We start from the raw sequence: 23,921 nt of genomic DNA, 5'->3' as shown, positions 1-23,921 counted from the left end.
GATCTAGAATGACTTAGTTTGCCAATACAAGAATAGGATAGAAAAGAGGAAGAGAAAAAAAGGAGCTAAGAATAGTTTATGAATCCTAATAAAGCCTTATGAAGCATTTAAGAATAGTTTAAGATCCAGGAAAAGAAGAATCATTCTCATGATAAAGAATGCCAGATTTTACAAGACGAAGCCTGTCTTTATTTGTTTTTTTATGAGTTAAACCAGAAGAAGTATCCTCATAGATACTCAATGTATAATCATTGCTTTGAGAAGGAGTATCAGTAATAATAGCTTTTACATCAATCGTGATACGTTCTTTTAAGTCATAAAATCGTTGATGAGGAGCAAAACCATAATACGGAACAAAAGCATCCCCAAACATTTCTTTACGAGCAAGTAAAAATTGTTGAAACTTTTGATGAATAAAATCAATCCCTTCGTCACCAATGATATCCAAAACAAGATTAGAAGCATGAGGAATACCATCAAACAAATAATTTCCAAGCTCTCGATTAGGTAAATAATGGAATCTGTCCTCAATATTTCGTATTTTCATTAATTGTACTATAAAAACTAATCATAAAAAGTCAAGATTAACGAGTGGCAAGAGAAACGAAGACCATTGAAAGAATACGAAGATTACAAGAAGACTTTGCAGAAGCAAAGAAAAAACGTTTTGAGACAACACTAAAAAGGAATACATATGAAGAGAAGAATATTTGGGATAAAATAAAAGAAGATGTAAAAGCAATTTTAAAACAGAAAAAAGAAGAATTTGATAACCTATATCCATCCAGTACAGAAAAAGGAGAATCCTATAAAAATACAAAAAGAACCAAGGAGGTAAAAAAACTAGGATTAGCGTCACAGGAATTTATAGATTACATACTAGGGAAAATCACCATAGATGAAGCGATGCCTTCAGAAGATGAAATCTATTATAAGTTTCAAGATATAACACATTATGTAACAGAGAGGAATTTAAAACCTTCCCAGTATAGACCATTAGATCTGTTTTCACTTTATTTGAAATATGACGGATGGAATAACTATGTTAAACAACGCATCTTAGCAGATCAGGGTATACCCAAAAACTCTTCAAAAGAATCGATTGAAGAAGAAAATAAAACAGAAACAAAACAAGAAAAACACGAAGAACAAAAACAACCAATAATACACCATCAGGTAATCAATAACACCTATATAGGCCATCAGGATAATTCAAATAATACCACTATTAATAAAACCAAGATTCAACATCAAGATAATTCTAAACAATATAAAAATGAGCAAAATATAAATGTTCATATAAGAAAAACGAATAGGTTTAATTATCGGATTATAACACGTAAAGAATCAATTTTAGGTATTGTTATAGCTTCAATGATATCGTTTCTCTTAGAAACAAAAGGAGTAGAGGTCATAAATACATTTGTGGATACGCTCAATACTAAAGTTGAAAATTATAAACCAGATGAAGAACAGCAAGAACTAATAGCTGATATAGATACACTTACCAAAAACAAAGAAGATTCAATAAACAAAACAGTAACGAATACATTAAAAGATACTATATCGAATTCTTTTGTTAATAAAGAAGTAACAAAAGACGAAAGTATAACAGATGCAGTTGAAAAAGTTGAAGATTTTATGAAAGAAATTAAAGTAATAGTTTCAGGAAAAAAAGATAGGTACGCTATTGATTTAATTCATGTAGAGAAGGGAACGTTTATGATGGGATGTACACAAGAACAAGATAAAGATTGCTATGAAGCAGAACAACCTAGTTTTAAAGTAACTTTAACCAAAGACTATTATATAGGTAAGTTTGAGGTGACACAAAAACTATGGAAGATCGTTATGGGAAAAAATCCGAGTGCTGTAAAAGGAGAAAACCTACCAGTGAATAATTATTATTCAGAAGAATCAGTTCCAGTATTTATAAGAAAGCTAAATAGACTAACAGGGAAGAAATTTAGACTTCCTACAGAAGCAGAATGGGAGTTTGCTGCAAGAGGAGGAAATCATAGTAAAGGGTATAAGTATGCAGGAAGTAATGATATAGATAAAGTTGCGTGGTATCGAGGTAACTCTTCTAAAAGAATACATCCAGTAGGAGAGAAGAAGCCTAATGAATTAGGCATATATGATATGAATGGAAACGCATGGGAATACGTAAATGATGAGTATGACGTGTGGGATGGATATTTAACAATGAGGGATCATGAAATTGATCCAAAAAATAATTCCTCAGGAAGGTATTATCTTGTTTTTAGAGGAGGATGTTATGAGAATTATTCGCAGTCATGTCGTATATCAGTAAGAAATAATGGAGGTGGACATGATTTAGATGTTTATGGATTTAGGTTGGCTATGGATGTTGAGAAATGATTAATTAAAACAAATTATATATTGACACTATCCAAAAAAGTGTGTAAGTTTAAAATATCAGGGTTAAGTAATTATAATTTAATCCTGTTTTCGAATATAGCTAAAAATTGATTAAGTATAACGCCTCAATTTCTAACAGGCATTGTCCATTTTTTAGTACTTTCTCTTAAGGCTAAAAATACGGATTTTACAACGGCATCATCTGTTGGGTATGAGAGTTTATTTTTGGTGTAATTTCTTATTTTTCCATTCAAATTTTCAATAAGATTAGTAGTGTATATTATAGTTCTTATTTCAATAGGAAAATCAAAGAATACTGTAAGTTTATCCCAGTTGTTTTCCCAACTTTTTATGGCATACGAATACTTAGAGTTCTACTTGACTTTAAAGTCTTTTAAAGCAGCTTTAGCAGCTTCTTTGGTGGGAGCTGTATAGATTTGCTTCATATCGAGGGAAAAGGCCTTTTTGTCTTTCCACACCACATATCTACAGGAGTTTCTAATTTGGTGAACTACAAATGTTTGAGTAGTTGAATTTGGAAAAACTGTTTTAATAGTATCCGTAAATCCATTTAAATTGTCTGTAGCAGTTATTAATATATCTTGAGTTCCTCTGGCCCTAATATCAGTTAAGACAGTCATCCAAAAGGCTGAGGATTCACTCTTACCTAACCATAATCCTAATACTTCTTTCTTCCCATCTGTTCTTAATCCTACTGCTATATAGATGGTTTTGTTGACCATCTTAGAATTATCCCTTACCTTAAATACTATGCCGTCCATCCAGACAACTAAATAAGTAGACTCCAAAGGTCTATTTTTCCAAGCTATAATATCACTGGTGATTTTATCAGTAATACGTGATATGGTAGATGTAGAGATAGTAAAGCCATATAGCTCTTCTATTTGTTCTTCAATATCACTTACACTCATACCTTTGGCATAGAGTGAGATAATAATGTTTTCAACCCCATCAGAAGTGCTTTCTCTTTTTTTGACAAGCATAGGAGTAAAACTACCTTTTCTATCTCTAGGAACTTGTATTTCTGTCTCTTCTAATGTTGTTCTTAATTTCTTTTTTGAATAACCATTACGAACGTTACCGCTGATACTCTTTTGGTACTTCTCATGATTTAAATGTGCATCTAATTCTCCCTCTAAAATCTTTTCTACTCCTCGTTTATGAAGCTCTTCTAAAAAATGAGTTAACTCAGATCCGTTGTTAAATTGTTTTAGAAATATAGTACTCCCCATTTTTAAGAAAGCTAGCACTTATTCTCTTTTTACTTTACCAAAAGTCTCCAACTCCATAAATTTTGATTTAAACAAATTAGATGGGATTTTTTTCTTTAACAGATTATGGAAGTTCTCATCATGAGTTGATAGTATTATTTGTTTTTTCTGATTAACAATAATACTTCTTAATAGATCAATAGTTGATAAAATATTAATACTATCCATTGATTGAATTGGATCATCGATAAAGATGCATTCTATCGGTTTATCATCATCATCCTTAGCATTTAAAGCTTTAGCTAGAAAAATACATAAACTTAAAATATTTAACTGTGCTTGACTAAAGTATAGATTTGGTATAATAAAGTTTGTGTTATCTTTCTCTTGATACACGCAAACGTTCAATTTTGGTTTATTACTATCTTTAAAGTCTGGTATAAATTTTACTTTTTTATAATCTGGGTGTGGATCTATTCTCTTATATAGATCATTAATTAAATCTTCAAAGAAGAAAGATTTAATTTGTTTTTCTAGATATTCAGAAACTTTAACTTTTTCTTCTGTTAAGTTTTTTTTGACTTTAGAATTTAAGAATTGTATTCTTGATTTAATATCTTCTTCCTTTTGTTTAAACTCTTTAAATTTTAAATAAGGAATCACATTATCTTTTAATTTAGACAACAATTCAAGATTCTTCTCTTCTCCTAGGTTAATATTTATACTATTTTTCTTCGATTCTTTTAATTTATTGATATCATTTATAAATTTTTCTTTTTTAGATATATTTAAGTCTATATTAGATACTTGCTTAACATGATCTTTATAAATATTAAGTTGTTTAGATAATTTATCAATTGATTCCTGAAGGTTGTTTAATTCTTCCTCACTAATGCTTTCATCTTTAGTTAATAATTCCTTTTCTAAATTCTTAATCTCTTCTTTTAAAACATCAATTTTATTTGAGTTTTTCTCAATATCTATAGATAATCTATCAAGATCCGTTTGAATAAACTTACTATTAACATCATTATTAGGATAATTTTCTAAATAAAATTCTTTGACTTTATTAAACTCTTCTATTTTATTTAATTCTTCTATTTCTTTTCTAAGTAGCATAATCTTTTCTTTAATAATTAGACTTTGCTCCCCATTTTCATTTAACTTCTCTTTAATTTTGGATAAATTTTCTAGAAAACCTTGTTCTCTTTTACTTAATTTACCTTTTTGCTCTTTAGCCCATTTTTCATACTCATCAATAGTTTTATTTGATATTGAACTATTTAGTTTTGTAAGATGTTTTGAAGATTCTTTAAATTCGTTCTCCAATTCAATTTTACCCTTATCTACTTCAAGTTTTTCTTTTTTTAAATCATTAAGCTTTGACACTCTTTTAGAAATATCTTGTTGAACAGTCTTAGTGATATCTAAAGTTACTTTTTCTAAATCTTTAGATATACTACTTATAGTACTTTCTATTTCATTTATATCATTTAAGAGAGAAATGGATCTCTGAGATAACAGAGAGTTATTAATTACTTTATCTGCTAAGCTATTATACGATTCATATTCTTGAGTACACAGAGGACAAGTATTTTCCTTTCTATTATTAATAATGAATAAACCTTTTTCAATAAAATTTTCGAGCTCTTTTTGAAAATTATTTTGATCACTAAATTTTTTATTTTTCTCTTTTAACTTTTTATTTTCTTTTTCTAGATCCTTTTTAAATTTCTTTCTATCTGATAATAAATACGAATAGTTTTCAAAGTTTTTATCATATTCTGAGGGAAATATATTTTCTTCAATATTTTTAAAAGCTTCTTTAAAATCATTTATTTCCAAGTCTAACAATTGAATATTGCCAGTTAATGTTTCTAAGTCTTTTAATTTAGTATTTATCTTCTTACTTAAAGCCTGAACTGTATTTTTAGTATTAAGAATATTTTCTTTAATTGAAGGTAATTCATTTATAGTACTAGTTAAATTTTCAATTTCTTTTTGAATATTTTCAATTTGAATATTCAGTATTGATTCTTCAGTCTTTTGATCTTTAATTTTTTCATCTAAAATATTAGTATCATTATCTAATTGTGTAATACTTGCTTTTTTCTTTTTAATAAGATCAACAATTTCCTGATATTTATTAAAAAGACTTAATATTTTCTCTTTCTGTTCTTTTTCTTTTAAAACTTGTTTGTTATTTTCCTTGATAGAGTTTAATTCAATACTTTTCTTTTTTAAATCTTTAAATTGATTTAATATAAAAACTAGTTCTTCTTTCCTATTCAAAAATCTTGCTAACTCCTCTAATTTTATCAGAAACTGCTGATAGCTTAAATGCTTATCATTACCATTAATAAGCTCACTAAAACTTAAAATTAATTTTTCATTTTTTTTATTCTCAAATTGAATAGTATTTAAGCGTTCGGATATAGAATTTGAAAGATTTAAAATATCTGTTTCAGATGTTTGTCTATCTATAGTTTGAAATAAAGTAGTCTTTGAGTTTAATTCACTTATTTTTTCATTTATTTTCGATAGAATTTCTTGATCTCCATCAAAATTTAACTCTAATTGAACACCATCTAACTCAACAGTCAATTTCTTAATTTCTTTTTCATTCTGTTGATTCAATAAAACCAAATTCTTGCGGTATTCATCTAATTCCTTATTTCCAAAGTATTTAATAAAAGTTTCATATCTATCTTCTGGTTTATCTTCTTTCAAAAATCCACTTATCCAATCTTGAGATAGAATAACCTCCTGGAAATATTTATTCTTTGTTAATTTATCATCGAACTTAAAATCTGATCCTCCAAGTCTTGGTTCCTTTATTTCTTTTTCTATTATAGGTTCTTTAGAATCTGTTGTAAATAATTTAACGTAACTGTTTAATTCTGAACTTGACTTCCTATTTCTAAGTATAAATTGTTTGTTTTTATCTTTTAAATTTTTCTCTGATTTGGCTATGCCTTTATTATTAGAATTCTTTAATAATCTATCTATATTATTTGTATAACTATATTCAATTGCATCGTAAAATGAAGTTTTACCAAAACCATTTGGAGCGTATAACGAAATAAAATCGGCATACTGTTCACCTTCTTTTATTTTAAAGTCAAAAGTTCCATGCTCTGCTTTATCATAAGCTCTAAAAGCCTGTATTTCTACTTTTTTAATCTTCATTTTTCAATTCTATTTCTAGTTTACTTAATACTTCTACTAAATTCTCTTCCTTTATTTTCTTTAACTCTTTAATAGATGATTGCTCTATTGCTGAATTAATAAATGAGTTCTTAATAAAATCTTCAACTTCTTTCTTTTTTACTTTAAATTCTATGTTATCATTAACAATGTACTCTGATATTATTTGCTGAATTGTTTCAGAATTAATTTCAGTGTCTTCACATTCAACTACAATTTTTCTTGTGCTAAACTTATTGTTTTCTATTTTATACTTAACAGATTTCGGAATTGCTTGATTAACAATATAGAATAGATAAGTATTCCATTTTGAAAATTCGTTTTTCAGTTTTAAAAGGTATTCAACTGTTATAAAATTGTTAAAATCTTTCCAATTAGCTTCCAAGTCATTATTACTTTTGAATTGTACAAATAGAGTTGGAATATCATCTCCAAAATTGAAAGTTCCAATAACTATATTTTCGAGGTCAAAGCTTTTATGTATCTCCTTAATTATTTCCGATTCGGGGTTTATTTTCTTAAATGATTCCATCAGTTAATAATTTAATTTTTGACTTAGAATTAATACTGTTGATACTAGCTAATTCAAATGCATTATTAATTACATGATCTTGAAATTTAAAAATATTTACTAGCCTTAAATCTCTAAAAGGGTCTTCTACAGTACTACTAATATTCATTTCATCAATTGGTGTTGATATATCGATAACAACTAATTCATCTGGTAGTATTTCTGTTTTATTGGTTTCTACTTCATTTGTTGCGCATACCACTATAGTGCCTCCTTTTTCTATTTCAGATAAATCTGATTTATAAATATCTTCTAACTTCATTGTCCATTTATCTGCATCTACAATTAACATCTTTCTTCTCTTGTGAATACTAGCTAAATCATTTAATGCTATATCTTCCTCATACAATTTTATTATTGTAAAAAATTCTAATAATGACTTCCATAAGGTTTTATGATAGATGATATGTTTTGGGGTTCCTTTTACTAAGAAATCACCAGTGTAATCATTGATTATTTTTTCAGGCTTAGCGCCTTCGCAAACTTTCTTTGAAATTGAGTTCAAAGTTTGTTTTATTAAGTCAGCTTTTACTAAGAGATTCGGTAAGGGAAAAATTTCTTTTAATAAAAAATTGAAAGTTCCAATATAAGGAGGGAAGAGTTGAGATAGTTTATCTTTATTTTTTTCTACAATCTCATCGAAAAATGTTAATGGTGCGAAATGAATTCTAGAAAGAGACTCTTGTTCATCTTTAGCAGCCATTTTTTTTTGCACTCCAGCTAATAGAAAACATGAGTTTTCTATTTTAATTATACCTCCACCAGATTGACCTACTATTTCAGAATGATTAACATTCTTTTCTATTTCAGCCTCAATATAGTTGTTGACTGGATTCAGTAGAGCTAATTTATTCTTTCTATATGAAAAATTATTCTCCTCTCTTGATTCAGGATGCCCACATAAATACCAATTGTTTTTTTCGATAGAGTTTAAATCAACTCTTAGGATAGGTGTTAAGTTTTTAACTTTTTTAACTTTTACTATTGCTGCATCTTTATTAGGGTCGCTATGTAAATATGGAGGTTCAAGTATATCTATTTCTTCATTTATTTGTTGTCCTTCTATATTTATAAATTGTCTAATTATTTCTAAATTCTCCTCGTCTTCTATAACATGTTTAGCTGTTAAAACATAACTATAATTATCACTTAATGGCTGAAATAGACAACCACTCCCATTAGCAATTTTTACAGTAAACAATTGTAATTCGTCAACCATAACCCTATAACGTTTTTACATCTAAATATTCAACATTAGGGTAATCTTGCATATCTTCTTCCATAATTATTTTTTTAATCAGTTGAGGATAATTGAAGTATAACTTTGCTTTAGAATTATTTTGAATTATCCTTGCTAGGGTTAATTTATCTGGATGATTATGAAGATCTCCATTTGTGCTGATTATATACTTTTCAGTCTCAATAAGTTTAAGAAGTTCTATTGAAGTATTTTTTTGACTACCGTGATGAGATAATTTGACAAAATCAACTTTTAATTTATTACTTTCACTATATTTTAATTTTTTAAGCTCATTAACTATTACTGTTGGATGTGCATCACCTAAGAATAAGAAATTAGAATTTTTATAATTAAGAATAAAAGCTATTGAGCTTCCATTATAAGGACTTTTATCTTCTTTAAATTCATCGTTTTTGATTAGCTCTTTATATGTTTTCTTATAATCATTTTTTCTAGATGTATCTAATAAAGAATCAGGAGCTTTTTCCTCCCATTTTTCAAGTAGTTTATTAAGTTTAGAGTCATTTGGTGACAAAACTCTGAATGTGATATTATTCCATGGAATTATGTCTTCTTGTTTAAATATTCGACCATTCCATACACCTTTGTCTTTTATATATTTTTCAAAATTTACTCCTTGTTTTACACTTGTTAATGTAGATTTCTCTTTAAATTTAAGAGCATCAATTTTTGACTTTTGATCATTCAAGTATTTTTTTATATTTTTTCCTGAATTAAACCAGACTTCTTTAATACAATTAATTGCATATTGATCTTTACTAAACCATTTTAAAAAACCATCGATATGATCATCATCAATATGGGTAAGGATAACTAAATCTAATTTTTCCTTTTTATCTCTCAATAAAGTGATGAGCTTTTTTAAATCTCCATCTTTTATTTTACCATCTTTTTTACTCTTATATGAATAGGTTGTGGACGTTCCTCCGTCAATTAATATGTTAAGCGATTGATTATTTTCTTTTAGGTTGATCCATATCGAATCTCCATTAAAAGCTTGTAGAAATTTTATAACCATAAAAAAGAATATTAAATCATAAATGTAAAAAATGATGATTTTAATTGTTTACGGAAAACCGTAAAAACAGAAAATAATTCAATTTTATTGTTTTTTAATTCTTGTGAGTAATAAAGGGACCAAGGATCAATTCCAAAAGTTATGGGAGAAATGATATAAAAAATTAATGTTAAAATAAGCTTATAAAGACTTACATGAAGCACAAAAAATCGGGCAAAAATCGGGCAAATTGAAAAAAGCGTAAAAAATGTAAAGTGTATAAAAACAAAGAAACCTACTGGAAATCAGTAGGTTTTGCTTTGTGATCGCGACAGGATTCGAACCTGTGACCGTCTGCTTAGAAGGCAGATGCTCTATCCAGCTGAGCTACGCGACCATTAGATCTTATTTGTCGGGGTGGCAGGATTCGAACCTGCGACCTCCTGCTCCCAAAGCAGGCGCGATGACCGGGCTACGCTACACCCCGAAGTGTAAAATAAAAAGCGGAGAGACCGGGATTCGAACCCGGGCATCCCTAAGGATGACAGCTTAGCAGGCTGCTGCATTACCACTCTGCCACCTCTCCGTTAGTATTCTTAAGAACGATGCATTACTTATCGCCGTAATGCGGGTGCAAATATAGAATACAAGGACGTTTTGTGCAACATTTTTAAGGTTTTTTTTCTTTTTTTAAAGTGTTTTTTTTGAAACTTTCTGAAATACAGTTTCTTAATTTTTGAAAAAATATACATGTTTTTTGTTTCAATAGTATAATATTGAAAAAAGATAGGTAAGAATGAGAATAAAATATAAAATGTATAGTTTTAAAATCAGTATCATAATCAAAAAGCAAATAGTACATATGATATAAAACTTATATTTGTATTGCTTTAAAAAACGTGAACCAATGAGAAAGATTCTTATAGTCTTAATGTTAATAATATTACCGATAAACCTAATAGCTCAAAGACCTGTATTGTCTGAAGATTTTATGTTTTCTATGGGAGAAAAATATAAACATCAAAAAGGATTGAATAGTTATTATGTTGCTCATGGAGAGCATATGTTATCCGTAAAAAAAACAAAAAAAGGTTTTGTTTTTCAACGTTTTAAACTGTCAGATTTAAAAGAAGATATAAAATTAAGACAAGCTATTGAAGATAAAGGAGATTTTGAAACAATTACTAAAATAGGTAATAGGGCAGCTTTGTTTTATAGCAATAAAAATAAAGTATATGGACAATTCATTTCGTTATCTCATAAATCAATTACAGCACCTATTCAATTGATTAATGAAAAGAATGGAGTATCATCAAATTATTCTTTTCAAAGTACATATAAATTCGATTCGGGAGGGCGTATTCATAAGTTTGGAATAAAAAAATCAGCTAATGGAGATAAAATTGTTATCGTATATAAATTAAAATCCAAAGAAGATGAAAAGAGTAAAATAGCTGTTCAGGTTTTTAATAATCGATTAGAATTAGAATGGAAAAAGAAATTTGTACTCGAAGTAGTTGATGATAGAGTTACCAATGAAGATTTTAGTGTTGATAATCAAGGAAACTTTTATATGACCGCGTCAATTTTTACAGAAGAAGTAAAGAAAAGAGACAAAGCTACAGAGATTTATAAAACAAAGGTATATACGATTGATGCTGAAGAACAAAATTTAAGCTCACAAATTATCAAACTAGGAGCTAATCTAGTACAAGAAGCAATTATTGATCATACTGCAAAAGGAATGACTGTTATTGGTTTATATACAACAAAAGAGAATAGTGCTATTGCTACAGGAATGTTTAAGAAATATATTAAGGATAGCGAAGATGCTATTCAAATGATTAAATTTCCAGAGGAGAAAGTATCACAGTTAGCATTAGAAAGAACAGAAAGAATTAATGAAGGAACTCAAAAAGAAAAAGATAAACAAGATTTTGAAAATCTAAAGATCAACGCTGTTTTTTCTACTCAGGATGGTGGTGAAATAGTTTTGGCAGAACAACGATATGTAACGCGTCATTCAAGTTCTAGTTCTTCTGGAGGGAGAATGATGTTTAGAAGTTATTATAACGATATTTATGCATTTAAACTTAGTACCAATGGAGAAATGACATGGCTTTATAAAATGCCAAAATCCCAGATGGGAATGAGAGGTAAAGGAAGTATGTCGTATTATCCATTTGAATATAAAAACAAATATTATTTGTTATTTATAGACGATTTTACAAATCTTAAAAAAGAATTAAAAGAAACTCCTACAAAATACTATGATGGAAAAAAAGAGTTCTTGTATTTAACAGCATTTGTATTAGATAATTCAACAGGAACAATAAAAAAAGAGCCATTGCTTACAGGTAGAGATATTAGAAACGCTAGATTAGAGCATTTAAGAGTGAGCAAAATCATTAGAGTGAATAATGATTTTTTAATGGAAGCTTTTGACGGAAAGAAAAATGATCTATTAGTTAAATTATCTGGAGTTAAATAAGATATTAAAACTATAAATAGAAAAGGATGGTTATTAACCATCCTTTTCTATTTATATGAGTATATATTTACTATTTGTAAATTTTATTCAAAAGCAGTATTTAAAATCTCTAAGAGGGTAATAGCTGCATCACTAATTTTTGTTCCAGGACCAAAAACAGCTACAGCCCCAGAGTTAAATAGATGTTCATAGTCATCTGGTGGAATAACACCACCTACAATAACCATAATATCTTCTCTATTGTGTTTTTTAAGTTCTTCAATAATTTGAGGAACCAAAGTAGTGTGACCTCCGGCCAAAGAAGAAACACCTACAATATGAACATCATTTTCTACAGCTTGTTTTGCTGCTTCAACGGGTGTTTGAAATAAAGGACCTATATCAACATCAAAACCTACATCGGCATAACTAGTAGCAACAACTTTGGCTCCGCGATCATGACCATCTTGTCCCATTTTGGCAATCATAATTCTAGGTCTACGACCATTATTTTTTGCAAATTCTTCGGCCAAAGCCCTAGCCTTGGCAAAAGATGCATCATTTTTTATTTCTTTGGCATACACACCTGTAAATGATTTGATTTCTGCTTTATATCTACCGAATACACTTTCTAATGCATCACTAATTTCTCCTAGAGTAGCCCTTAATCTAGCAGCTTCTACAGCAAGTGCTAAAAGATTTTGACTATCGTCTTTTGCAGCTTCAGTAAGTTGCTTAATTGCTTTTTGTACAGCTTCTTCATCTCTAGAAGCTTTTACTTTTTGGATACTGTCTATTTGTTGTGCTCTAACCGCTTGATTATCTACTTTAAGCGTACTTATCGCATCTTCTTGTTCTAGTTTATATTTATTAACTCCAACGATTACATCTTGTTCACTATCAATACGAGCTTGTTTTCTCGCAGCGGCTTCTTCAATACGCATTTTAGGAATTCCAGCTTCAATAGCTTTTGTCATTCCGCCTAGCTCTTCAACTTCTTGAATGAGATCCCATGCTTTATGTGCAATTTCTTCAGTTAATTTCTCAACATAATAACTACCTGCCCATGGATCTACAGTTTTGGTGATATTTGTTTCTTCTTGTAAGAAAATCTGAGTATTACGTGCAATACGAGCAGAAAAATCTGTAGGTAATGCAATTGCTTCATCTAGAGCGTTGGTATGCAAACTTTGAGTTCCTCCAAAAGCTGCTGCACTAGCTTCTATACATGTACGAGCAACATTATTAAAAGGATCTTGAGCTGTAAGACTCCATCCACTAGTTTGACAATGCGTACGCAACATCAAAGACTTTGGATTTTTAGGATTGAATTGTTTAATCAATTTTGCCCATAGCATACGAGCAGCTCTCATTTTTGCAATTTCGGTAAAATGATTCATACCAATTGCCCAGAAAAATGACAAACGAGGTGCAAAGGAATCAACATCTAATCCAGATTCTATTCCTTTACGAATGTATTCTAAACCATCGGCTAGTGTATATGCTAATTCTATATCACAAGTAGCACCTGCTTCTTGCATATGATATCCAGAAATACTGATAGGATTAAACTTAGGCATATTTTGAGAGCAATATTTAAAAATATCGCTAATAATTCGCATCGATGGAGTAGGAGGATAGATATACGTATTACGTACCATGAATTCTTTAAGAATATCATTTTGTATAGTACCAGCTAATAAGTTTTTATCTACACCTTGTTCTTCGGCAGCTACAATATAGAAGGCCATGATTGGTAATACAGCTCCATTCATGGTCATGGATACTGACATTTTATCTAGCGGTATCTGATCAAATAATACTTTCATGTCTTCGACAGTATCTATAGCCACACCAGCCATACCTACATCACCAAATACACGTTCGTGATCACTGTCATATCCTCTGTGCGTAGCAAGGTCAAAGGCTACAGATAATCCTTTTTGACCAGCAGCTAGATTACGTCTATAAAAAGCATTACTTTCTTCTGCTGTAGAAAAACCTGCATATTGACGAATAGTCCAAGGTCTACGAACATACATAGTTGAATAAGGACCTCTTAAAAAAGGAGGTAAACCCGCTACATAGTCAAGATGTTCACTATCTTTTACATCTTCTTTATTATAAGATGAAGAGATGGATATACCTTCTGAGCTTTTAAACGTACTAGGTTCTTTAACCTTTGAAGTTGAAACTAACTTTTTTAATTGTAATTGCTGAAGATTTCTTCTTGTCATTGTTAGAAATTGATCATACTATCTATAGTTCTCAAAGTTACCTTTTTTAATTGACTACTCAAAAGCGTTTTCGATAATCAATAAAATTGAATAATAGATATCAAACGCGATAAACATTTTAACTTCTTCAGTTATGAGGTCACTTTGAGGTTCTAAGTTTTTTAATTGAGATGAAATAATAGAAGGACTAATATTAGCATTAGCACTTAAATCTGATATGATTTGTTTCAATACAAGGCTTTGTGTATTGTTCTTTAAACATTGCATTAAATCACCTCTATAATTAAAAGTCAATACTTCTTGAGCAGTAGCTGTAGTGTTAGGAGTATCATCAATAGCAGAAGTACTATCAAGTTCGTACTCACTTAACGGAATCCAGAATAAATTTTCAATGTTTTTACGCTTAAAATCTCGTGCAATAGCAATAGATTTACTAGACGGAAGTTTGCGTAAATCGAGAGATAAACTTGCTACTTGAGATAAAAAAGTAGCATATAATTCAGGATCATTTTCAGCCATTTCATAATGAGTTGTTAAGTCATTTTCAAATGAAGAGATAGCTTGAAGTATTAAATTTCTATGTGCATCTGGAATACACGAAAATTTGGTTTCCTGACAAAAACTATTCATGCATAATAAAATGAATAGCGTAAGCAGTGATGAAATTTTAGATATGGGGGATAAAAAATTCACCTAGTGATTGTCTTAGTATTGATTAGTAAAGAACTATTTTCCTTGTAGAAAATAGGTTTGAGTTCTAAAATTACGAATTTTTTATGAATTCTTTTTCAATTTTTTCGGATAATCGTCTTTTTAGTATTGGTGATATCAATGTTTTACGAGAACGTATTTCCATAAAAGGAGATTTCTCTAGAGAAGGTAATTGTTCTTCTTTATTTTGATAAGTATTCGTACCTGTTAACGAAATCTTATTTGTATCAAATAATTCTTGTTCTCTATCTGTACTTTCTTTTAGCTTACGCTGAATAGTACCTTCTTTAAGTTGATGTAAAAATCCGCCACCAGCTTCAATGTTTTTGAATAAAACTAAAGCTTTTTCTGCAAATTGAGCAGTTAAACTTTCTATATAATACACACCATCGGCAGGATTATCTACCATACCAAAATAGCTTTCGCTTTTAAGCACATGCAATTGATTAATAGCAATACGATTACCAAAATCATTAGGGTTGCTATAAATAGTATCATATGGTAAATTATAAACCGTATTAGCTCCCCCTAAAATAGCACTCATGCACTCTGTAGTAGAGCGAAGCATGTTTACATTATAATCTAGTATGGTTTTATTGCGATGAGAAGGACTAACGATTAAATGACATTCTTCTGATACCGCATATTCTTTTGCAAGAGTAGCCCATAATAGACGTAGTGCTCTAAGTTTAGCGATTTCGAAAAAATAATTACCTCCCACAGCCACATTAAAGATAATAGGCGTATTACGTAATATGGTAATGTCCTTATTCTCTAGATGATTTAAATATTCGTTTGCATGAGATAAACTATAAGCTAATTGCTGAATAATTGTAGCTCCTCCATTTTGATAGAGTTCTAAATCAATACTTAAAGAACTTTTAAGTGTTGAGTTTTGAAGAATCTGCTCTAGATTTTGATGATCCTTTGTAAGCGAGTCAAACCAATTTCCTTCTTGAGCAAGATGACCTATAATATCATTTAAAGCATAGATAGTATATCCATTATTTGCTACCTGATTTAAGATATCTGCAAGCGAAATCGAAATAAAATCCATGGATATATAAAGCGAAATAGTAGTAGGAATACCTACCAGAACAGCTTTAAAATCAATAGTCTCATTGGGAATATGAAAAAATAAACTTTCAGCACCTTCTTTAACTGCTTGCAAAGCTAATGTATTAGCTTGATCTACATCCTCGATAACGATTTGTTGAGCTATATTCCACGAAGAAGGCATATCAATTTGTTGATCGATATGTTGAGTATCCTCACTATTATAAAAAGGTTTGATATCAATTCCTTCATGAGATTTGTAAATCAAGGTTTCGTTATAATCGGCACCTTTAAGATCTACTTGGATTTTTTGTTTCCATTGTTTGGCAGAAATCGGATCAAACATATCAAATAGTGGTGTACTCATACTATTGTGTTTTATTTTTGGATACTATCTTGGTGTTCTATTATATAAATTTCTTCATTATCCTTCTTCATAAAGTACTCTTCTCGAGCAAACTTTTCTAGCTCATTACTGTCTTTGAGTTTTTTGATCGTTTCTTGATCTTTTTTAATCTCTTTAAGATAGTAAATCTTGTTATTTTGTAGTTCTCTAATTTCATGATCTAATTCTCTATGAATAAGCCATGAATTGGTATCAATAAAGAGCATCCAGATAATAAAACCAAGACTAATCAATATATATTTATTGAGTAGAAAAGGAATCACTATGGTAAAGATAGGATTGCTCTGTATGATATGTAAAACCTTTTTTATTTTCTTCAAGCTTCTAAAGGTAATTTTGAGAGGTTTAAAGATACAAAAACTAATCTAAGCGCTCTTTTATAATCGTACGTAAAACATCTACAGCAACATTATTATAGATATTATTAGGTACAATAAGATCTGCATACTCTTTTGTAGGGTCTATAAACTGTTGGTGCATAGGTTTTAATGTAGTTTGATAACGCTCAAGAACTTCTTGCATATCTCTACCACGCTCGGCAATATCACGTTTTAATCTACGAATTAAGCGTTCGTCGCTATCAGTATGTACGTAGATTTTAATATCGAGCATATCTCGAATTTGAGGATTTGTAAGAATTAAAATTCCTTCAACAATGATTACTTTGCTAGGAGAAGTAGTAACCGTTTCTTTCGTTCTATTGTGTTCTACAAAAGAATATACAGGTTGCTCAATAGTTTCTCCATTTTTTAATGCTTTTAAATGCTCACAAAGCAATTCAAAGTCGATTGATTGTGGATGATCAAAATTGATTTTCACACGCTCATCATATGTAAGATGACTCGTATCCTTGTAATAAGAATCCTGAGAGATCACACAAACTTCATTTTCAGGTAATTCATTAACAATATGATTTACCACAGTAGTCTTTCCGCAACCGGTTCCACCGGCTATACCAATAATTAGCATCCTTAATGAGTTTTTTGGCAAATTTAAGGATTGCAATCAAATATTAAAGAAATTTCTTTAAGATGGTGAATAGATCACTCCAGATGAAGAATCTTTTTGTGCTCCAGTTACTGATTGTAAGCAGTTTATTTCGTTACGTTTTTTTAAAACGCCCATGAAAGCAAAAATTAGAGCCTCTTTATAGTCGATAAGTGTATTATCTGGGATTTCAATCGTACAAAAATCAGCAGTATAATCTTTTATGGTATTGATTAAAAAAGTATTTCTAGCACCACCACCTGTGATTAATAGTGTATGTTGTTTTTTGGTTATATGAAGTTTTATTGTTTTTGAAATTTGTTGGGCAATATGATGTACCAAGGTATGTAATAGATTGGCAGTTGTATCGTTTGATTCTTTTAATAAAGGAAGCATTTCTTGTTCAAACCATTCAAAACCTAAAGATTTAGGAGGTGCTTGATGATAGTATGCTATAGCATTAAGTTGATGTAACAAGGAAGTGTTTAAATGACCTTGTTGTGCAATTTCTCCATTGGCATCATAAGTTTTTCCTAATTGTGAAGCTAAATAATTAAGAGGCATATTGGCTGGAGAAATATCATAGGCAATACGTTTTGATCCTTCTTGAAAAGAAAAATTACTAAAACCACCAAGGTTCAGGCAAAAATCATACGAAGAAAATAACAATTGATCCCCTATAGGTACTAGAGGAGCACCCTGTCCACCAAGAGCTACATCATTAGTTCTGAAATCACAGATTACAGTTTGTTGAGCAGTATTGGCTAGATGTTGACCAGAACCTATTTGATATGTAAATCCCAAATGAGGTTGATGAAAAACAGTATGTCCATGGCTAGCTATAAAATCTACTTTTAGTTTATGCTTATCTATAAAATTTTTGACTTGTGACCCTAACCATGATCCATATTCGTTATGAAAAGCAATAAGCTCAGTAGCACTTAATAAAACGCTTTGCTGTAAGCGATTTTTCATTGCAGTACTATAGGAAACATTTTGAGTTTGTAAAATACTATAATTCCATTTTTGATCAATAAATTCAAAATGACAATAAGCAATGTCTAATCCATCTAAGGATGTTCCAGACATTAAACCAATAACTTTATATGATTTCATAAATAAAGACTTTGTAGCATTACAATATTAAGATTATTTGCGATTATAAGAGTATAAAATTGCAATGAAGATTATAGAATATTGAAGTATCTTTGAGTCGTAAACATAGAACCTCATGAAACTTCTCCATACTGCAGATTGGCACTTAGGACATCGATTACATGAACAATCCCAACATGAAGAACAAGCTTTGTTTTTAGAATGGTTGATTCATACAATAAAACAAGAAGAAATAGATATTGTGTTGTTATCTGGGGATGTTTATGATACAGGAGTACCAGCTACACAAAGTCAAAAATTGTATTACGATTTTTTAATAAAGCTTAGAGAAACGAGCTGTAAACATGTAGTAATTACAGGAGGTAATCACGATGCTCCAGGAACCATTAATGCACCCAAAGCATTACTGGAGGCTCTAGCAATTCATGTAGTAGGAAAAGCAACCGAGGATGTTAAAGATGAAGTATTTGAATTAGAAGTTAATGGAGAACAAGTAATCATCGCAGCAGTACCATACCTTAGAGATCAAGATATACGTAGAGCTGTGGCTGGGGAATCATTTGATGAAATTAACGATAGATACAAAGCAGCATTAGTAAATCACTATACCGCTGTAGCACAACATTGCGAGTCGATAAGAACAGATGAAACACCAGTAATCGCTATGGGACATCTTTTTGCTGTAGGCGGAAGTACGTCTGATAGTGAATTGAATATTTATGTAGGTAATTTAGGGCATATAGGAGCAGATGATTTTCCTGAGTTATTTGATTATGTAGCTTTAGGGCATTTGCACCGTCCACAAAAAGTAGGTGGTAAAGACTATATAAGATATTCTGGTTCTCCTAATGTATTAAGCTTTAGTGAAATTAATTATGATAAAAAAGTAATCACGATAACGTTAACAGATAAAAAGGTTACAGCCATAGACGAAATTACAGTACCCAATTTTAGAAAAGTAATAAGAATAAAAGGTACTGTAGAGCAATGTATTTTTAAACTACAACAACTAGAATATGTAGAAGAAACACTTACGCCATGGGTAGAAGTGATACTAGAAGATGAAACTGTGATTAATACAGGATATCATCAAATACATCAAATAGCCGAAACTGCCAAAGTCAAAATATTAAAGATAACGATCAAGAATGATCGATCTATAAAAGGATTAGAACAATTGGTAAAAACGTCTCAGTCTATTAAGGAATTAGAACCGCTAGAAGTTTTTAAAAAACGATGTGAAGAAGCTGCAATTGACTTAGAAAAAGATCGAGAATTATTAGATGCTTTTCAAGAAGCATTACAAATTGCAAGAAAACAGTAATTGTCAGGAATCAATCTATAAATTAAAGGAAGACAGGCGTGAAAATCTTAAAAATCGAGCTACAAAATATCAATTCATTAACTTCAGATAAACCTATTGAGATAGATTTTGAAGGAGAACAATTTTGTGATGTAGGTTTATATGCAATTACAGGAGCTACTGGAGCAGGAAAAACAACGATTCTAGATGCTATTACTATAGCATTATACAATCAAGTTCCTAGATTTCAAAAATCAAATATCAAAGCGACATTAAGAGATGTAGTGAGTTATGGTGCAGGAGAAGCATTAGCCCGAGTTACTTTTGAAAATAAAGAAGCTCGATTTGAAGCGCAATGGTCGATGCGTATTATAGGAAAAAATGGTAAGCCATTAAGTACTCCAGATGAAAAAGTGAGATTAAAAAATCTTACTACAGCGAGAATCATAGCAGAAAAAAAACAAGAGTTTAAGCAAAAAATAATTGAAATCACGCAGCTCTCATACGAACAGTTTTTACGTTCTGTAATGCTGGCACAAGGAGAGTTTGCAGCATTCTTATCGGCAAGTGCAAAAGAAAAAGGTACCTTATTAGAGCAAATTACAGGAGAAGAAATTTATAAGAAGATTGGAGAAGCTATTATAAATAGAAGAGGAGAAGAATATAAAATTCTTGAAGGTATTAAAGCAAAAATCAATACCGAAGATTTACTTCCTGTAGACACTTTTCAAGCCTTAAAGAAGGAAGAAGAAGTGCTTAGCGAACAATTAAAGCAAATAGCACCAGAGACAAAAAAACTTGAAGAGATTTTACAATGGTATGTTAAAGAAGAACAGTTAAAGCAACAAGCAGAAACTTTAATACTAAAACAAAAAACACTTCAAGAGAATAAAATAAAATATAATCAAGAATTAAAAAAGCTAGAAAGTCATGAAGAAGCTTTGCCATATAAAAAAGCACTTGAAGACATACAGCGATTAGAAGAACAACTTGTAGAACGCAGAAAAGAATATGGGGTTTTAAAACAAGTTGTAGATAAGCTTAACAGCGATCATAAAACATTTGAAACTGTAGCTGTTGATACAGAAAAAAAATATGAAGTAGCTATAGCAACTCAAAATCAATGGTTGCCTAAATTAGAAAAGGTTACAGCACTAGATACGCAGATCAAAACTATAGTTCAACAACAGCAAGAAATAAAAACTGTTTTAACTACAGTTGAAAAAGAGAAAATAGCTTTTGAACACACTATAAAAGAAAAACAAAAACAGCACGAGTCTGAACAAAAAAGCATAGAAGAATTACAGCGATACTTAGAAGATCATAAAACTGTATTATTATATGAAAAAGAAATTAGCAATTGGAATGCTGCTTTACAGTTAAGAAAACAACAGATTCTACAGATTAAAGAACAAGAATTACTGATAAAGCAAAAAGATACAGAAGTTTTTAAGTATCAAACACAACTACAAAAGCATGAAAAGCAAATAAAAAGTGAACGAGAACTACTTACTGTTAGGCAGCAGGATATAGCAGCAATAAATGAAAAATTAAAAGACAATGATCTAGAAGTATTGCTAGCATCGCAACAAAAATTACAGAAAGAACAAGAAGTTTATAAACAAGCAGTACAAGTTTCAGATGAATATGTAACAACATACAAGCAATTTGAAGCTTTAACAAAAGAGAATAAAACCTTACTAGAACGATTAGAAGCGACAAGTAAACACATAAAATCATTAAAAGGTGAAATAGATAAAGCGGTAGTAGCAGTCAATGATGCAGAAAAAATCTTGAAATTAGAATTAGCAGTAAAGAACTATGAAGAAGAACGAAAGAAATTAGTAGCAGACGAAGCTTGTCCGTTATGTGGGTCAACTACACATCCATATGTATCACAATATGATAATCTTAATGTATCAAAAACAGAAGAAGAGTTTAAAACTAGGCAACAACATCTTCAACAGCTTGAACAAGAATTAAAGAAACAAGAAATAGCAGCAGTAGCATTAGATACAAGCTATAAAAATAAGAATGCACAACAACTAGAATTAGAAAGTAAAATAAAGGAGTTACAAACTAGTTTTGCCATATTAGAATTGACATATACTATTAATGAGACAATCAAATTACAAGAAATAGTAACTCAGACAATTTCAAAGTATCAAGAAACAGCAACGTTGATTAATCAAACTCAACAGATGATTACAACCAAGGAGAGAAATCAAACGTTGTTTGCCAAAGAGCAAGAAAAAGTTGTAGCGATAGAGCAAAAAATAACAGAGCTTAAAACGCAATGCGAATTGTTTATAGCAGAGATTCAAGAACGTAAAGAGAAAAAGGATGAGCTGGTAGAACAAGTAGAACTCAAAACAAATGAGTTACAAGAAGAATTAGCTTTATATCAATTACAGATACCACAACAAGTAGATGATATTTCAAGGTTTATTCATAATCTTCAAGCTAATGTAACTGCATATAGCACAAAAGAGAAGCAAGTTATTCAATTAGAAAATAATAGAGGAAAACTAGATTTAGCTATTCAAAATCTAGAACAACAGCGTATAGAAAAGACTAAAATATATACACAACATAAAGAACAAGATCAAGAGTTTATAACAAGCTTAAAACGCTTTAGCGTAGAGCGAAACGAAATTTTACCACAAGAATATACTACAGTACAAAAAAGACAAGAGCTACAAACAGTTATAGAACAAACCAAGATAAATGCTGAAAAAAGTAAATTAAGATTACAGGAAACGCAAAAAGAATTAGCCGCTCAAAAAGAAACTCAAGAACGATTACAAAAAGAAGGAACAATTCTTAAGGATAAGGTTACTGAAGCAACCACTGAACTTTCTTCAAAACTGAAACAAACTTCTTTTGAGACTATTGATAAGCTTAAGTTTAATCTATTAGATGTTACTTTAGAAAAAGAATATAATATTTTAAAGAGACAGTTTGAAGATGAAAGCTTAAAGCTAAAGACGCAACAAGAACAATGCGAAAGTGATATAAAGAAACAAGAAGCTGCTAGAAAATTTGAAACAACTCATGAAGAAGCTAAAGCAGTTTATGAAACTATTGCAGAGAGAAGGAATGAGATGTTAAAACAAGTAGGAGCTATAAAAGAGAAGTTTGAATTAGATCAAAAAATAAAACAGCGTAATGAAACTGTTGTTGCAGAAATAAAACAACAAGAACTACACGTTTTAAAATGGACTAGATTACTACAAACAATAGGAGGGTCAAAAGATGCTTTTAATACTTATGTGCAGCGACTTACGCTACAAAACTTAATTCATCTAGCGAATCTTCATTTATTTAATTTGAATAAGCGATACTCTTTACAGATGAATGAAACTTATAAAAAAGGAGAAGAGCTTAATTTTATGTTGATAGACCATTATCAAGCAAATGAATCTAGATTAGTAGATACATGTAGTGGTGGAGAAAAGTTTTTAATCAGTTTATCATTAGCATTAGGATTATCAGATTTATCAAGTAATAATGTTTCTATAGGATCGTTGTTTATTGACGAAGGATTTGGAACATTAGATACAAACACATTAGAAACTGTAATTGCTACATTAGAAACATTACAAGAGCAAGGTAAAATGATAGGAATTATCTCTCATGTAGAAAACTTGAAAGAACGTATACCAACCCAAATTCAAGTACTCAAAAAGAATAATGGAGTAAGTGAAGTAAGAATACGATAAAGCTCAAAAAAATGGTAGATTTTATAGCTGTAAAATTAAACAGTAATATCATTACGGTTAAAGCGTAATTTGTTGATATGTAAAAAGATGCGTTTGTTTTTGATGTGGAAAAAATTGGGGGAAAAATCCCCAAAAAAGTGTGGAAAATGTGGCGAAAAATTAAATAATCTTATTTATAAATAATTGTAGTTTAGCTTGTTGTAATTTTTTTATAATTAATTCAAAAAAATAGGGTTCTAGTCATTGAATAATCCGTAAATTTA

The 23,921-nt window shown here is 30.0% G+C and carries 15 protein-coding genes, 3 tRNA genes and 1 pseudogene; 4 read left to right on the top strand and 15 right to left on the bottom strand.

The window, feature by feature from the left end:
* Positions 1–118: 118 nt before the first annotated feature.
* A complete protein-coding gene (locus ACYEKI_RS14895; protein ID WP_459211991.1) occupies positions 119–547 on the bottom strand; it encodes a hypothetical protein in 429 nt (142 codons plus the stop codon).
* A 44-nt stretch (positions 548–591) separates the two neighbouring features.
* On the opposite strand from ACYEKI_RS14895, the gene ACYEKI_RS14890 reads away from it, so the two are divergent.
* Positions 592–2,382 carry a formylglycine-generating enzyme family protein gene (locus tag ACYEKI_RS14890; RefSeq protein ID WP_459211990.1) on the top strand — a complete coding sequence of 597 codons (1,791 nt, stop codon included), beginning with the start codon at positions 592–594 and terminating at the stop codon, positions 2,380–2,382.
* A 125-nt stretch (positions 2,383–2,507) separates the two neighbouring features.
* Here ACYEKI_RS14890 and ACYEKI_RS14885 read toward each other — a convergent pair.
* The 8 genes and pseudogenes from ACYEKI_RS14885 to ACYEKI_RS14850 form a co-directional block, all read right to left on the bottom strand.
* Positions 2,508–3,635, bottom strand: a pseudogene (locus ACYEKI_RS14885) (IS256 family transposase).
* Between the two features lie 18 nt (positions 3,636–3,653).
* The gene (locus ACYEKI_RS14880) at positions 3,654–6,803 is read right to left on the bottom strand and encodes a hypothetical protein (protein ID WP_459211989.1); all 3,150 of its coding nucleotides are present in this window, start codon (positions 6,801–6,803) and stop codon (positions 3,654–3,656) included.
* Positions 6,793–7,353, bottom strand: a complete 561-nt coding sequence (locus ACYEKI_RS14875) for an ABC-three component system middle component 1 (protein ID WP_459211988.1) — start codon at positions 7,351–7,353, stop codon at positions 6,793–6,795. The genes ACYEKI_RS14880 and ACYEKI_RS14875 overlap by 11 nt, the downstream gene beginning before the upstream one ends.
* The gene (locus ACYEKI_RS14870; protein WP_459211987.1) at positions 7,340–8,611 is read right to left on the bottom strand and encodes an ABC-three component system protein; all 1,272 of its coding nucleotides are present in this window, start codon (positions 8,609–8,611) and stop codon (positions 7,340–7,342) included. The genes ACYEKI_RS14875 and ACYEKI_RS14870 overlap by 14 nt, the downstream gene beginning before the upstream one ends.
* A gap of 4 nt (positions 8,612–8,615) precedes the next feature.
* On the bottom strand, positions 8,616–9,671 hold the full coding sequence (locus ACYEKI_RS14865; RefSeq protein WP_459211986.1) for a ComEC/Rec2 family competence protein: 1,056 nt from the start codon (positions 9,669–9,671) through the stop codon (positions 8,616–8,618).
* 302 nt (positions 9,672–9,973) lie between these two features.
* Positions 9,974–10,047: transfer RNA gene (locus ACYEKI_RS14860), tRNA-Arg, on the bottom strand.
* 15 nt (positions 10,048–10,062) lie between these two features.
* A tRNA-Pro gene (locus ACYEKI_RS14855) sits at positions 10,063–10,137 on the bottom strand.
* Positions 10,138–10,154: 17 nt separating this feature from the next.
* A tRNA-Ser gene (locus ACYEKI_RS14850) sits at positions 10,155–10,236 on the bottom strand.
* A gap of 321 nt (positions 10,237–10,557) precedes the next feature.
* Between ACYEKI_RS14850 and ACYEKI_RS14845 the strand changes: the two genes are divergently transcribed.
* Positions 10,558–12,141, top strand: a complete 1,584-nt coding sequence (locus tag ACYEKI_RS14845; RefSeq protein ID WP_459211985.1) for a hypothetical protein — start codon at positions 10,558–10,560, stop codon at positions 12,139–12,141.
* A gap of 83 nt (positions 12,142–12,224) precedes the next feature.
* Here the strand turns inward: ACYEKI_RS14845 and scpA are convergent, their stop codons facing one another.
* The 6 genes from scpA to ACYEKI_RS14815 form a co-directional block, all read right to left on the bottom strand.
* A complete protein-coding gene (gene scpA, locus ACYEKI_RS14840; protein ID WP_459211984.1) occupies positions 12,225–14,357 on the bottom strand; it encodes a methylmalonyl-CoA mutase in 2,133 nt (710 codons plus the stop codon).
* Between the two features lie 54 nt (positions 14,358–14,411).
* Entirely contained in the window at positions 14,412–14,987 is a 576-nt protein-coding gene (locus ACYEKI_RS14835) for a hypothetical protein (RefSeq protein ID WP_459211983.1), read from the bottom strand.
* Between the two features lie 133 nt (positions 14,988–15,120).
* Positions 15,121–16,491, bottom strand: a complete 1,371-nt coding sequence (locus ACYEKI_RS14830) for a methylmalonyl-CoA mutase subunit beta (RefSeq protein ID WP_459211982.1) — start codon at positions 16,489–16,491, stop codon at positions 15,121–15,123.
* 11 nt (positions 16,492–16,502) lie between these two features.
* Positions 16,503–16,841, bottom strand: coding sequence for an FtsB family cell division protein (locus ACYEKI_RS14825; RefSeq protein WP_459212027.1), 339 nt, complete (start codon positions 16,839–16,841; stop codon positions 16,503–16,505).
* Positions 16,842–16,890: 49 nt separating this feature from the next.
* A complete protein-coding gene (gene udk / locus ACYEKI_RS14820) occupies positions 16,891–17,499 on the bottom strand; it encodes a uridine kinase (RefSeq protein ID WP_459211981.1) in 609 nt (202 codons plus the stop codon).
* A gap of 57 nt (positions 17,500–17,556) precedes the next feature.
* Complete coding sequence (locus tag ACYEKI_RS14815; protein ID WP_459211980.1) at positions 17,557–18,633, bottom strand: anhydro-N-acetylmuramic acid kinase; 1,077 nt, start codon at positions 18,631–18,633, stop codon at positions 17,557–17,559.
* A 115-nt stretch (positions 18,634–18,748) separates the two neighbouring features.
* Here ACYEKI_RS14815 and ACYEKI_RS14810 point away from each other — a divergent pair, with 115 nt between their 5' ends.
* Both ACYEKI_RS14810 and ACYEKI_RS14805 read left to right on the top strand, forming a co-directional pair.
* The gene (locus ACYEKI_RS14810; RefSeq protein ID WP_459211979.1) at positions 18,749–19,957 is read left to right on the top strand and encodes an exonuclease SbcCD subunit D C-terminal domain-containing protein; all 1,209 of its coding nucleotides are present in this window, start codon (positions 18,749–18,751) and stop codon (positions 19,955–19,957) included.
* 38 nt (positions 19,958–19,995) lie between these two features.
* Positions 19,996–23,658, top strand: a complete 3,663-nt coding sequence (locus ACYEKI_RS14805) for an AAA family ATPase (RefSeq protein ID WP_459211978.1) — start codon at positions 19,996–19,998, stop codon at positions 23,656–23,658.
* Positions 23,659–23,921 lie beyond the last annotated feature (263 nt).

This window comes from Aquimarina rhabdastrellae (assembly GCA_947387485.1).
Lineage (GTDB): Bacteria > Bacteroidota > Bacteroidia > Flavobacteriales > Flavobacteriaceae > Aquimarina.
Note: the sequence above shows the minus strand (reverse complement) of the source record. Positions and strands in the feature narration are given on the sequence as shown.

Excerpts from the sequence above, each read along its gene's own strand:
- ACYEKI_RS14895 (WP_459211991.1), bottom strand. The coding sequence starts at position 547 with ATGAAAATACGAAATATTGAGGACAGATTCCATTATTTACCTAATCGA.
- ACYEKI_RS14865 (WP_459211986.1), bottom strand. The coding sequence starts at position 9,671 with ATGGTTATAAAATTTCTACAAGCTTTTAATGGAGATTCGATATGGATC.
- ACYEKI_RS14810 (WP_459211979.1), top strand. The coding sequence starts at position 18,749 with ATGAAACTTCTCCATACTGCAGATTGGCACTTAGGACATCGATTACAT.
- ACYEKI_RS14815 (WP_459211980.1), bottom strand. The coding sequence starts at position 18,633 with ATGAAATCATATAAAGTTATTGGTTTAATGTCTGGAACATCCTTAGAT.
- scpA (WP_459211984.1), bottom strand. The coding sequence starts at position 14,357 with ATGACAAGAAGAAATCTTCAGCAATTACAATTAAAAAAGTTAGTTTCA.
- ACYEKI_RS14875 (WP_459211988.1), bottom strand. The coding sequence starts at position 7,353 with ATGGAATCATTTAAGAAAATAAACCCCGAATCGGAAATAATTAAGGAG.
- ACYEKI_RS14870 (WP_459211987.1), bottom strand. The coding sequence starts at position 8,611 with ATGGTTGACGAATTACAATTGTTTACTGTAAAAATTGCTAATGGGAGT.
- ACYEKI_RS14845 (WP_459211985.1), top strand. The coding sequence starts at position 10,558 with ATGAGAAAGATTCTTATAGTCTTAATGTTAATAATATTACCGATAAAC.
- ACYEKI_RS14830 (WP_459211982.1), bottom strand. The coding sequence starts at position 16,491 with ATGAGTACACCACTATTTGATATGTTTGATCCGATTTCTGCCAAACAA.
- ACYEKI_RS14880 (WP_459211989.1), bottom strand. The coding sequence starts at position 6,803 with ATGAAGATTAAAAAAGTAGAAATACAGGCTTTTAGAGCTTATGATAAA.
- udk (WP_459211981.1), bottom strand. The coding sequence starts at position 17,499 with ATGCTAATTATTGGTATAGCCGGTGGAACCGGTTGCGGAAAGACTACT.
- ACYEKI_RS14835 (WP_459211983.1), bottom strand. The coding sequence starts at position 14,987 with ATGAATAGTTTTTGTCAGGAAACCAAATTTTCGTGTATTCCAGATGCA.